At 72.1% G+C, this 11361-nt stretch carries 11 protein-coding genes; 2 read left to right on the forward strand and 9 right to left on the reverse strand.

Translation table 11 applies throughout. From position 1 onward, the window contains the following. Nucleotides 1-98: 98 nt before the first annotated feature. The 7 genes from ACGFK0_RS22085 to ACGFK0_RS22115 are packed head-to-tail and all read right to left on the reverse strand — an operon-like array spanning nt 99 to nt 7608. A complete protein-coding gene (locus tag ACGFK0_RS22085) occupies nt 99-1373 on the reverse strand; it encodes a 2-hydroxyacyl-CoA dehydratase (RefSeq protein WP_392907369.1) in 1275 nt (424 codons plus the stop codon). Continuing rightward, nucleotides 1370-2443, reverse strand: a complete 1074-nt coding sequence (locus ACGFK0_RS22090; protein ID WP_392907372.1) for a 2-hydroxyacyl-CoA dehydratase subunit D — start codon at nt 2441-2443, stop codon at nt 1370-1372. The genes ACGFK0_RS22085 and ACGFK0_RS22090 overlap by 4 nt, the downstream gene beginning before the upstream one ends. Continuing rightward, nucleotides 2440-3717 carry a CaiB/BaiF CoA transferase family protein gene (locus ACGFK0_RS22095; RefSeq protein WP_392907375.1) on the reverse strand — a complete coding sequence of 426 codons (1278 nt, stop codon included), beginning with the start codon at nt 3715-3717 and terminating at the stop codon, nt 2440-2442. Before ACGFK0_RS22095 ends, ACGFK0_RS22090 begins: the two co-directional genes overlap by 4 nt. A 25-nt stretch (nt 3718-3742) precedes the next feature. Next, nucleotides 3743-4894 carry a CapA family protein gene (locus ACGFK0_RS22100; protein ID WP_392907378.1) on the reverse strand — a complete coding sequence of 384 codons (1152 nt, stop codon included), beginning with the start codon at nt 4892-4894 and terminating at the stop codon, nt 3743-3745. Continuing rightward, nucleotides 4863-5777: an amino acid ABC transporter ATP-binding protein gene (locus ACGFK0_RS22105; protein WP_392907381.1), complete on the reverse strand. Its 915-nt coding sequence runs from the start codon at nt 5775-5777 to the stop codon at nt 4863-4865. The genes ACGFK0_RS22100 and ACGFK0_RS22105 overlap by 32 nt, the downstream gene beginning before the upstream one ends. Next, nucleotides 5774-6694, reverse strand: a complete 921-nt coding sequence (locus ACGFK0_RS22110) for an amino acid ABC transporter permease (protein ID WP_392907384.1) — start codon at nt 6692-6694, stop codon at nt 5774-5776. The genes ACGFK0_RS22105 and ACGFK0_RS22110 overlap by 4 nt, the downstream gene beginning before the upstream one ends. Then, a complete protein-coding gene (locus ACGFK0_RS22115; RefSeq protein ID WP_392907387.1) occupies nt 6691-7608 on the reverse strand; it encodes a transporter substrate-binding domain-containing protein in 918 nt (305 codons plus the stop codon). Before ACGFK0_RS22115 ends, ACGFK0_RS22110 begins: the two co-directional genes overlap by 4 nt. Nucleotides 7609-7945: 337 nt before the next feature. Between ACGFK0_RS22115 and hpnE the strand changes: the two genes are divergently transcribed. Both hpnE and ACGFK0_RS22125 read left to right on the forward strand, forming a co-directional pair. Next, on the forward strand, nt 7946-9289 hold the full coding sequence (hpnE, locus tag ACGFK0_RS22120) for a hydroxysqualene dehydroxylase HpnE (RefSeq protein WP_392907391.1): 1344 nt from the start codon (nt 7946-7948) through the stop codon (nt 9287-9289). A gap of 14 nt (nt 9290-9303) precedes the next feature. Beyond that, on the forward strand, nt 9304-9921 hold the full coding sequence (locus ACGFK0_RS22125) for a TetR/AcrR family transcriptional regulator (RefSeq protein ID WP_392907395.1): 618 nt from the start codon (nt 9304-9306) through the stop codon (nt 9919-9921). Here the strand turns inward: ACGFK0_RS22125 and ACGFK0_RS22130 are convergent, their stop codons facing one another. Continuing rightward, nucleotides 9922-10488, reverse strand: a complete 567-nt coding sequence (locus ACGFK0_RS22130) for a TetR/AcrR family transcriptional regulator (protein ID WP_392907398.1) — start codon at nt 10486-10488, stop codon at nt 9922-9924. Continuing rightward, nucleotides 10481-11317 carry an alpha/beta fold hydrolase gene (locus ACGFK0_RS22135; protein WP_392907402.1) on the reverse strand — a complete coding sequence of 279 codons (837 nt, stop codon included), beginning with the start codon at nt 11315-11317 and terminating at the stop codon, nt 10481-10483. The genes ACGFK0_RS22130 and ACGFK0_RS22135 overlap by 8 nt, the downstream gene beginning before the upstream one ends. Nucleotides 11318-11361: the final 44 nt, after the last annotated feature.

An 11361-nucleotide genomic window follows, 5' to 3' on the forward strand; every position in this document is an offset into this window, starting at 1 on the left:
GTACGGCCTGCGGCCCCTTCTCTCAGCCGCAGTAATCGACCGCATCGGGATCGGCGGCTTCGCGGCCGCGTGCCCGGCGGCGTCGTTTTCCGGGTCGGTCATCGCGGGGCCCGTGTTCGTTCCGCCTCCGGCAGGACGGCCGACTCCAGCCAGTCCTCGATCCGGCGGGTGATGGCGGCGCCGTCGTAGGTGCGGGTGTCGACGTTGCCGGTGTGGATCTCGATGACGGGAATGCCGGCGCGGCGCAGGGCCTGGGTGGTGAAGTAGCCGCCGCGGGCGTCGTCCTCGATCAGATGGACGACCCCGTGGACGCCGTGCAGGCGGGCCTCCTTGACGTACCACTCGGATGACCACGGGGGTGTGTAGAGCTGGTCGGTGAAGGCGGCGAACCGGGCGGCCAGGGCGCGCAGCGGGTCGTCGCCGTACCGGATGTAGCCGTCGGCGGCGATGGCGAGGTACATCGACCAGACGAACACGGCGCCATGGCGTTCCTCGAAGGACCGGTAGAAGTCCATGTCGAACCACAGCCCGCGTCCGATCCACATCAGCCTGGCCCGCTCGTCCGGGCACACGGCGTGCCCGGACTCGACGCGCTCGCGCACCTCGTCGTGGAAGCGCCGCGCTGCGTCCCGGGCCCATTCGGTTCCGCGATGCCACTGCGGGATCATCACGCTGGGGATGCCGTCGGCCACCCGCAACGGTGTGGGACGGGCGCGGGCGACGAGGTCCCGGGTTCGGCGGTTCCACTCCTCCTGCTCGTTGATGAGCGCCATGACCTCACGGAACCTGGTCTCGCTGAAGGTGAGCCCGGTGGTGGTCTCCAGGAAGCGGATCAGGCCCTGCAGCTCGGCGGTCATCAGGTCCACCCGGGCGGTGCCGATGGCCTGCTCCCACTGGTAGGGCATCAGCTCCCACCAGGAGGGCGGCACCAGGTTCTCCGCCGCGCTCTCCAGGGGGTAGTAGGTGATGCCGGGTTGCCGGTCCCAGACGTCGAACACCTTGCGGGAGGTGTCGCCGGTGGTCTCGCCGAGCACGATCGTGGGACGCGGCAGCCCGCCCCAGGGCGCCGATTCCGGGTCATCGTCGAAAAGGGAGGCCAGCGAGGTCGCGCTGTACTGCTCGGTGTCGTCGGGGTAGCCGTGTTCGCGCAGCAGGGCCAGGTAGCGGCCGGTCTGCTGCTTGGCCGCCACGATCGAGGCCCACCACTGGTTCACCACGTACGGGATGCCCATCGTGCGGAAGATCTCCTGGGGGGCGTCGGCGTTCACCAGGGCCAGCGGGCGCCCCTCCCCCGCCTCCGCGTGCAGCCGCCGGAACCACTCGCGCTGGTGGCGCGACGCCTCCAGCGCCGAAGCCGGCCGGTCACCGGTCACCGGTACTCCTCCATGGGGGACAGGTCGATCTCGCCGTAGGGCTGGTGGTCGATCAGGACGGCCGGGACGCCCGCCGCGTCCCGCTGGGCGGCGAAGTCCCACGCGGGCGCGTCGTCCTGGGCGCGCGCGTAGGAGACCAGCAGGTCGGCGCGGCAGCGGCGGACGGCCCGCGCCGTGTGCGCGGCACGGGCCCGGATCGAGGCGCGGGGGGCGGAGGGGCCGTTGTGCTGGTAGCGCTCGGCCAGCGCCTCCAGGGTCGGGACTCCGGCCGTACGCTCGAAGAGCAGGTCACCCCAATCGTGGTCCTCGCCCACGACGAGGAATCCGGACGACTCCAGCAGCCTGTGGACGTGCGGGGTGTCGTGCCCGCTGCCGGTCAGGAAGACCCGGGTGCCCCGATGTCCGGGGAGCGCGCCGGCCTCGGCGAGCAGCTGCTTGAGAAGCCCGGAGTACTCCTCGGCGGGCATGACGGTGCCCGCGCCCACGACGGCCAGCCATTCGGTGCCGGTCAGCCGCGCGGGCACGCGCCGCCGCAGCCCGGCGGCCTCGGCCAGCAGCCGCCGGTTCTCGTCGTGCGCGCCGATCGCCGCGGCGAGGGCCTCATCGGTGACCGGGCGTCCGGTCCACGACGACAGCCGGTCGCGGAACTCCCGCAGCCGCACCAGGTTGTAGGCGGTGGTGGTCCGGTGCGGCAGATGCAGGACGTCCGCCAGATGGACGGGCGGCAGCGCACGCTCGGGTTCGGTTCTGCGCAGCTCGCGCAGGGCGTAGAAGAGCCGCAGCGACGCCTCACGGTCACGCGAGACGACCAGGGCGTCGAGCCCGTCCCAGACCCCGGCGAGGATCCGGGTGAGCACGGAACGCGCGGACGGGTCCACCCCCCGGCCGAGGTAGCGGTCCCCGTCGTCCGTGCTCGCGCCCGGATCGCCGAAGAGCCGCACCGGCAGCGCACCGGCGGCCGTGATCAGCTCGACGGGGGTGTCCGCGCCCACGTACCCGACGGTCCAGGCCGAGCGCGCCGCGGCGAGCCGGTCGCCGTAGCGGGCGGTGAGGGCGTCCAGCGCGCTCATATGACCGCGTCCCCGGTCAGGTCCGCGATGCGGACGTCGTCATAGCCGAGCAGGTCCCGCAGGACGGTCAGGTTGTGCTCGCCGAGGTAGGGCGGCGGCTCGCGCAGCCCGGCGTCGGCGTCCGAGAAGCGGATCGGCAGGCCGGTCCCCGACAGCTCGACCGCGTCGGGGTAGCGGGGATGCCGGACGGGGACGACCTCCTCCCGCGCCCGCACCGTGGGGTCCCGCACGGCCTGGACGGGATCGCGCACCTCGGCGGCGGGCACACCGTGCCCGCTCAGCCGCTCCACGACCTCGGCCAGCGGACGCCGCCTGGCCCAGTCGGCGATGAGGCCGTGCAGCTCCCCCGCCCGGGCGACGCGGGAGTCCCGGTCCCCGAAGCGGCGCCGCCATTGCTCGTCCGGGACGCCCATGGCCGCGAACACGCCCTCGGCGAAGCGGTCGGTGGGGGCGCACAGCGCGACCCAGCCGTCCTCGGCCTCGAACACCCCGAACGGGGCGAGTCTCGGCACCGTCGCCCCGGTGCGCTGTTCCAGCCCCACCGCCTCGTAGACGTCGAACGGCTCGCAGGCCACCAGGGACGTGAGCGCCCCCAGCATGGACACGTCCACGTGCTGGCCCACGCCGGTGGCGTCGGCCTGGATGACGGCCGTCAGCGTGCCGATGACCGCGTACAGCGGAGCGAGCAGGTCGCCGATCGGCAGCCCGAACCGGACGGGGCCGTCGCCCTGGGCTCCCGCGGTCGTCATCACCCCGCTCAGCGCCTGGATGATCGCGTCCATCGCCTTGCCCGTCCCCGGCCCGCCGCCCTGGCCTCCGAAGCCGCTGATGGAGGTGTACACGAGCCGGGCGTTGAGCGCGTGCACGTCCTCGAAGCCGATGCCGAGGCGGCCGGTGACGCCGGGGCTGAAGTTCTCCACCAGGATGTCGGCGCGCCGCACCAGGTCGGCGAAGACGGGACGCGCCCCCGGATGCTTGAGGTCGAGTGTCACGCTCTCCTTGCCGCGCCCCCGCAGCAGATGGGAGACCGACAGGTCGTCGTCGTGCCGGCGGGCCAGGCTCAACCCGTCCCGGCCCAGGTAGGGCGCGTTGCCCCGGGAGGAGTCGCCGCCCGTCGCCGGATTCTCGATCTTGATCACCCGGGCGCCCAGGCCGGCCAGCAGCAGCGTCGCGTACGGGCCCGCCAGCGCGGTGGTCAGGTCGAGGACGACCCGTCCCGCGAGAGGGCGCCCGGCCGGTGAGCCGCCGGTCACCGGGCACCCCGTCCCGCGCACGGCCGGATCGGATTCCCTACCTGGCTCATGATCTCCCCCCGACGGCCTCGATGATCACTTCGTCGCCGCGCCGGACGAACTCCGTGCCGAATCCGGCGCGTTCGCTGATGTCGCGGATGTAGCCGGCCACCCGCTCGGCCCTCCCGGGATCACCGGTCTCACCGGCGGGGACCGGGCGTCCCCCGTCGTCGATCCAGCACGGGACGAACCCGGCCTCGGCCAGAGCCCCGTCCGGGCCGAACCGGCATACGGCGATCGCGGTGTTCCTGCTCTCGGGGTGGAACGGGTAGAACGGCATGGCCGGATCGGGAGCGAACCCGTAGAGCTCGACGCGGCGCCGGGCCCACGCCTGCCGTTCGGGACTGTCGGCGTTCCCGGGATCGAGGGCGCGGGTGACGGTGACGAAGTTGCCCAGCCCGTGGTAGATCGGACGCCCCCGGTAGACCTCGATGCCGCGCATGATGTGGGCGTGGTGGCCGAACACCGCATCGGCCCCCGCGTCGATCGCGGCCCTGGCGACCTGCCGTTCGTAGTGCTCCACCTTGGCCGGGGTGTGGCCCACTCCCTTGTGGAACGACACGCAGACGGCGTCGGCCCGCTCGCGCAAGGCGGCGATGTCGGCGGCCATGGCGTCCAGCCCGTCCGGATCGGCGAAGGTGTAGATCTTGGGAGGGCCGCCAGGACTGGCGTGGTCCAGTTCGTAATGGGTCAGGACGTGGACGTAGGCGCATCCCGGTTTCGCGGAGGTCGCCCATGACTCGCGGGGGCCCACGCAGTTGTAGCTGAGGAATCCGATGCGCAGGCCGTCCCTCTCGACGATGGCGGGTCTCCTCGCCTCCTCCAGGTTCGGGCCCGCGCCGACGGGCGTGAGCCCTGCCGCCTCGGCGTGGCGGACGGTGTCGAGGACGCCGTCGTCACCGCAGTCGAAGATGTGGTTGCCCGCGAGCGTCACCACCCCGAAACCCGCACCGGCCAGGGCCTTCAACGCCCGCGGATCGGCCGGTTCGGCCGGGACGTCGGTGCTCTGCCGGGTGGTGGTGTCGGTGTGCGGAACCTCGACGTGCCCGACCACGAACTGTGCCCGGGCCAGTGCCGGGCGAGCCGGTTCCAGGTACCAGGCGGGCTCGGGCTCGTCCAGGATCAGATCACCGACCGCCATCAGTGTCACCTGCGTCATCGGCGTCGCCTCCCTTCTCGGCGGACCGCGCGGGGCCCTGCTCGGGGTCCTGCTCGGGGTGCTGCTCGGAGATGCGCGAAAGGAAGGAGCGGAGCCGTTCCGAGCGCGGCCGGGCGAAGATCTCCTCCGGGGTGCCCTGCTCGACGATCCGGCCCGCGTCCATGAAGACGCACCGGTCGGCGACCTCGCGCGCGAACGCCATCTCGTGGGTGACGACGACCATCGTCATCCCGGCCTTGGCCAGCTCCTTGATCACCGCCAGGACCTCGTCGACGAGTTCGGGGTCCAGCGCGCTGGTCGGCTCGTCGAACAGCAGGATCCGGGGACGGGGGGCGAGCGCCCGGGAGATCGCGACCCGCTGCTGCTGGCCTCCGGACAGCTGCTGCGGATAGGACTGCGCCTTGTCGGCGAGCCCCACCCGCTCCAGCAGGTTCCGCGCGCGCCGCTCGGCCTCCTCCCGCGTCTGGCCGTGCACCCGCGTCGGGCCCTCGGTGATGTTGCGCAGGACGGTGAAGTGGGGGAACAGGTTGAACTGCTGGAACACCATGCCCATCCGGCGGCGCTGGACGGCCCGTTTGGACTCGGGCAGCGGGTGCAGGCGATCGCCGCGCCGCTTGTAGCCCAGCAGTTCTCCGTCCAGGTAGACCGACCCGCCGTCGATCGGCTCCAGCATGTCCACGCAGCGCACCAGCGTGGACTTGCCCGAGCCGGACGGCCCGATGACCACGACGACCTCGCCGTCCGCCACGTCCAGGTCGACGCCGGCCAGGGCCTGGTGCGACCCGAACGCCTTGCGCACGTCGCGTATCCGCAGGACCGGCGGCGACGACGCGCCCGCCGGCGCCGCGGTGCCCGGTCCGCCTGTCGCGCTGGTCGCGCTCATCCGATCCCCCTCGCGAAGTACCGCTCCAGGTGCCGCTGACCCACCGACAGGACGGTGACCACGACCAGGTACCAGAAGCAGGCCACCAGCAGCAGCGGGATCACCTGGTAGGTGCGGCTGTAGATGGCCTGGACCGAATGCAGCAGATCCGACATCGCGATGACGCTGACCAGCGAACTGCCTTTGAGCACGGTGATGAACTGGCTGCCTGACGGCGGGATGATGAACCGCATGGCCTGCGGAAGGGTGATCCGCAGGAACGCCTGGGCCGAGGTGAAGCCGACCGACCGGGCCGCGTCCCGCTGGCCCGGCGGGACGCTGAGCAGCCCACCGCGGATGATCTCCGACATGTAGCCGGCCTCGTGCAGGGACAGGGCGACCATCGCGGCGGTGAGCGAGGTGATGACGTCGTTGGTCGGCCACTGCGCGAAGGTCGGCCCGAACGGGATCCCGATCGAGATCTCCGGCAGCAGGTAGGCGAGGTTGAACCAGAACAGCAGTTGCACCAGCGGCGGGACGCCTCGGAACAGGGTGATGTAGGCGGCCGAGATCCAGCGCGCCGGAGCGAAGCCGCTCAGCGCGGCGACGGCGAGGCACACCCCCAGCAGCGAGCCGGCGAGCATCGCGACCACGGCCAGCAGCACGGACATGGCCAGTCCGCGCAGCACCGAAGGCTTGAACAGGTGCTCGGCGACGACGCCCCATTCGAACGCGGGATTGCGCACCAGGAACACGGCCAGTTGCGCGGCGAGGACCGCGAACACCGCGCCCGCCACCCAGCGGCCCGGCCTGATCCGCGAGCGCGCGCGGGCCGCGTCGTCGTCCCCGGTGGGCGGTCCGGTGGGCCGGGGCGCCCCGGCGGGCCGCGCCAACGTGGCGGCGCCCGCTCTCAAGCCCTTGATCTTCGCCACGCTCATGCGCCGGAGGCGACGTTCATCTTGGGCTCGGGGACCATCACCTGCTCCATCCCCCACTTCTTCATGATCTTCTGGTACTCGCCGGTGCGGAACAGCTCGCGGAACGCGTCGAGGACCACCGGGCCGAGCTTGTCGCGCTTGGCGGCGAGCAGCGCGAGCTGGGCGGTGCCGGCCCCCTGCTCCTCCGTCTGGGTCACGATCCCGTAGGTGTTCTTCTCCTGGCGCATGGCGTAGAGAGCGGCGTTCTGCGTCATCCCGGCGGCGTCCGCGCGTCCGGCCTTGACGGCCAGCAGGGTGCTGTTGGTGTCGGCGAGTCCCACGGGGGTCAGCGCTCCCTTGCCGAGCTTGCGGCAGTGATCGTCCAGGCCCTTCATGTGGTTCTCGACGACGCTGCCCGCCACGATCGCCACGCGTTTGCCGCACAGGTCCGCGGCGCCCTTCACCGCCTGCCCCGAACCGGCCGGGATCAGGTAGGAGGTCCCGGTGGTCATCCAGACCACGGCGTCGAACTGCTTCTCCCGCTCGGCGGTGTCCTGGACCGGGCCGTTGAAGATGTCGTGGCGGCCCGCGAGCATCCCGCCGAGCGACGCGGCGAGGCCGCTGACGGCCACGATCTCGGTGCGGACGCCCAGCACCCGGCCCAGTGCCGCCTGCACGTCGAGGTCGAGCCCCGTCGTGATCTTCCCGTCGGCTCCGACGATGCGGTACGGCGGGTGCGGGTCGCCGGCGAACCGGATCACTCCGGACTTCTTCATCGAGTCGGGGAGCTTCTGGTGCAGGGCCGGGACCGCTCCGGCGGGGAGCTTCTCGGTGTCCGGCTCCGCCTCGGAACCGCATCCGCTCAGCGTCACCACGAGTGACGCGACCGCCGTCATCACCAGGGCGGACAGTGGACGGCCTGAGATTCTGGTCACAGCGGCCTCCCGGCACTGTTGCCTTCATATCTCATGTCGGGCGACATGAATTGTGACTATCTTCAACGGCCACCTGGGGCGCGTCAAGAGCTGGAATCGCCTGATCAAGAGAGATCGTCCATGGTCAGCCACAAGGTGCTGCCGCCGCCTCGGGCGTGAACTCTTACCAACAAGATCATTCCGCTCGTCATGACAAGCGTCATGAATGATCGATCGCGACCTCCCCGAGCAGGGGCGCGACGGATGGATCCGCTCCCGGTCCGATCAGCGACCGGGCCTTGACGCAGCCAAGTTACGGACTGAAACTTACGGCACGTAACTTAGTGGGAGGTGGGCCGTGCGCAGGGTCGTGGTGATCGGTGGCGGGCTGGCCGGGCTGGCGTCCGCGGTGTGGCTGGCCGAAGCCGGCGACCAGGTGACGCTGCTGGAGCGCAAGGGGCGCCTCGGCGGGCGGACGATCGGTTTCCCGCTGGCGGAGGCCGGCGGCGAGATGGTCGACAACGGGCAGCACGTCATCGCCGGGTCGTACGACCACCTCCTGCGATACCTCCGCTCGGTGGGCACTCGTCAGTTCGTCGAGTTCCCCGACACGTTCGGGGTCAGGGCGGCCGACGGCACCGCGGCGACCCTCGGGGTCCGCGCCCGCGACGTGCTCAGGCTCGTGACGGGCCGCGTACCCGGGATCGGGTTCCGCGACGTCGCGGCGAGCGCACTTCCGCACCTGCGGATGCTCGCGGCCTCCGCCCGCCCCGGCGACGAACTCGACGAGATCACGGTCGAGCAGTGGCTCGACCGGATCGGCATGCCCCCGGCGCTGCGCCGGATGCTGTGGCGCCCGGCGGCCTTGGGCGTCCTCAACGAACTCCCGCACCTGGCGTCCGCGCACGCGCTGGCCTCCGCGCTGCGAACGGGCAACAAGAAGATCCCGCGCCTTGGACGCCGCGCCCTGAGCATCGGATACCCGACCGTCGACCTGCGCACCCTCTACCTCACCGGAGCCGAGAAGGTCTTCGCGGAGAAGGGCGTCGAGGTCCGGTTGCGGGCCAAGGCCGCACGGGTCGAGGTGGACGGCCGGAAGGTGCGCGGCGTGACGACGGCCGACGGCGAGCTGATCCCGGCCGACGCCGTGATCGTCGCCGTCCCGGCCTGGGACGTCGGCGGCCTGCTCGACCTCGTCCCCGGCGCCGAGGAGATCGCCGCCGCGACCCGCAGGCTCGTCCCGATCCCGATCATGTCGGTCAACCTCTACCTCGACCGCCCCATCGGGACCTCCCACCCGTGGGAGACCCTGCTGGACGGCGACGTCCACTGGGTGTTCGACCGGACGCGCATGCACGGGAGACCGAGCACGGCGGGCCACCTCTACGCGCTGACCACCTGCGCGTCCTACGACCTCATCAAGCTCCGGGCCCCCGAGGTCGTCGAGCGGTGCATGGCGTCGCTGCGCGCCATCTACCCCCTGGCCGAGGACGCCGACGTCGTCCACGCCCACGTCGTCCCGTGGCGGAAGGCCACGTTCTCCTCACGCCCCGGCACCGGCACCATCCGCCCCGATCAGCGCACCGCCGTCGAAGGCCTCGCCCTCGCCGGGGACTGGACCCGCAACGACTGGCCCACCACCATGGAGGGCGCCGCACAGAGCGCCTCACGTGCGATCGAAGCCCTGCGTATGGTCGGCTGACCACCATGGCAAGAATGAGCGCCGACCGGCGGCGGGACCAGATCCTCGACGCGACCCGCACGATCGTCGACACCGAGGGCTTCGCCGCCGTCACGATCACCCGCGTCGCGGAAGCCGCCGGCATCACCCGAACCCTGGTCTACCACCAGTTCACCGACCTCCCCGGCCTCCTCACCGCGCTCATCGACCGCGAAGCCGAACGCGCCATGGCCGGCCTCCTCACGGTCATCGCCGAGACCCCGCCGGCCGGCCGCGACCCGTTCACCGCCGCCCTGCAGGGCCTCATCAGCGCCGCCGACGCCGACCCCGCCGCCTGGCGCATGTTCCTCATGCCCTCCGAAGGCGGCCCCCCGGAACTCTACGAACGCATCGACCAGGGCCGCGCCCTCGGCCGGGCCCGCATCATCGAAATGCTCACCACCCCCGACCACCCCGTCCCCACCGGCCCGGACCCGTCCCTGACCGTCCACCTCCTCCACCTCGTCGGCGACGAACTCCTCCGCCTCCACCTCCGGGACCCCCAGACCTACCCCGCCGACCGCATCCTCGCCCAATGCGCCCACATGGCCGCCCAACTCAGCCTCCCCCCGAGCCCGGGCCACGGCCACGCCCTCCCCGCCGGCCGGACCTGATCACGGTTCGGCGCGCAGGGCCCGGTCCGCGAAGTCGATCAGCCATTCGAAGCTGTCGTCGATGTCGGCGCTCCACTGGAAGCCGTTGGCCGCCTGCAGCGTGGCGAAGCCGTGGCAGAGGCTGCGGAGCGTGCGGAGGGCGTGGTCCGCGTCCGGTTCCCGGATCTCGTAGCCGCGCAGGACCGCCGTGAACGCGCCGAGCAGCCGCTGACCCGCGGTGGCCAGCGGATCGTCCGGGCCGGACGGTTCCACGCCGATCGTCGCCGCGTACCGGCCGGGGTGCTCCACGACGAAGGCGCGGAAGGCGCGCGCCGCGGCGGCCAGGGCGTCGCGGCCTGCGTAACCCTGGACCGCGCCGCCGACGGCGTCGGCGGCCTCGCTCAGTGCCAGGGCCGCGATGCGCCGGTTGAGGTCTTCCTGGCCGCCCACGTGCTTGTACAGGGAAGGGGTGCGCACGCCCAGCCGCTGGGCCAGCGAACCCATCGTCAGGTTGGCGAAGCCCACCTCGTCGGCGAGGGCGGCACCGGCCGCGACCACGGCCGCCGGGTCCAGGCCGACCCTAGGCACGGACGGCGTCCGATCGGAGGAAGGCGAGGATGAGCGAAACCACCTGGTCGGGGAACTGGTCGTGCGGGTAGTGCCCGGCGCCCTCGATCATCTCAAGGCGGCCGAGGCCGGACGGCAGGGCGTCGACGATCGCCGAACCCTCGGCGTGCGGGTCGGCCCAGTCGGGGTCGAGCGTGCCCATCACGACCAGGACCGGGGAGCGGACGTTGCCGAGTTGCGCGCCGGCGTCGGTCGGGGCGCTGCGGCCCATGCCCTGCATGGCCTTCATCCGGCCCGGCTCGCGCAGCATGGAGTCGATGCGGCCGAGCCGCTCGGCCCAGCCGGCCGGCTTCACGCCGGGGTAGGCCACGTCGAGGTAGGAGCGCCAGAGCGGCACGCTGCCGAACGCGGCCGTACCGAGCAGCCGCAGCATGCCCTGCCGGAAGCGCTTCACCCGGAGGTCGCCGAGGCGCATCGACTGCTTGCGGGTGAACGGCGCCAACTCGACGACCGCGGTGATCAGCGAGGGTTCCTGCGCCGCGGCGATGGTGGCGGCGCCGCCGGAGACCGAGTGGCCGACGAGCACCGCCGGGCCGCCCAGGTGGCGGATGACGGCGAGCAGGTCGCCGGCGATGGCGGTGCGGCTCCAGGCCGGCCAGCCGACGCTGGACTCGCCGAAACCGCGGAGATCGACCGCGGCGACCCGATGGCCCGCCGACACCAGCGGCGGGATCACCGCATGGTAGGCGGCGCGGCTGTCGCCCATGCCGTGCGCGAGGACGATCAGCGGGCCCGACCCCGCCACCTCGTAAGCGATCGTGCCGCCGTCGACGGCAAGGTACTCGGTCATGACATCCCCCAAGCTGGCTAATTCAGTTAGCTACAAGCTAATCT

Origin of the sequence: Spirillospora sp. NPDC048823, assembly GCF_043198445.1 — a bacterium.
Taxonomy (GTDB): domain Bacteria; phylum Actinomycetota; class Actinomycetes; order Streptosporangiales; family Streptosporangiaceae; genus Spirillospora.

Excerpts from the sequence above, each read along its gene's own strand:
- ACGFK0_RS22090 (WP_392907372.1), bottom strand. The coding sequence starts at position 2,443 with ATGAGCGCGCTGGACGCCCTCACCGCCCGCTACGGCGACCGGCTCGCC.
- ACGFK0_RS22100 (WP_392907378.1), bottom strand. The coding sequence starts at position 4,894 with ATGACGCAGGTGACACTGATGGCGGTCGGTGATCTGATCCTGGACGAG.
- ACGFK0_RS22105 (WP_392907381.1), bottom strand. The coding sequence starts at position 5,777 with ATGAGCGCGACCAGCGCGACAGGCGGACCGGGCACCGCGGCGCCGGCG.
- ACGFK0_RS22110 (WP_392907384.1), bottom strand. The coding sequence starts at position 6,694 with ATGAGCGTGGCGAAGATCAAGGGCTTGAGAGCGGGCGCCGCCACGTTG.
- ACGFK0_RS22125 (WP_392907395.1), top strand. The coding sequence starts at position 9,304 with ATGAGCGCCGACCGGCGGCGGGACCAGATCCTCGACGCGACCCGCACG.
- ACGFK0_RS22135 (WP_392907402.1), bottom strand. The coding sequence starts at position 11,317 with ATGACCGAGTACCTTGCCGTCGACGGCGGCACGATCGCTTACGAGGTG.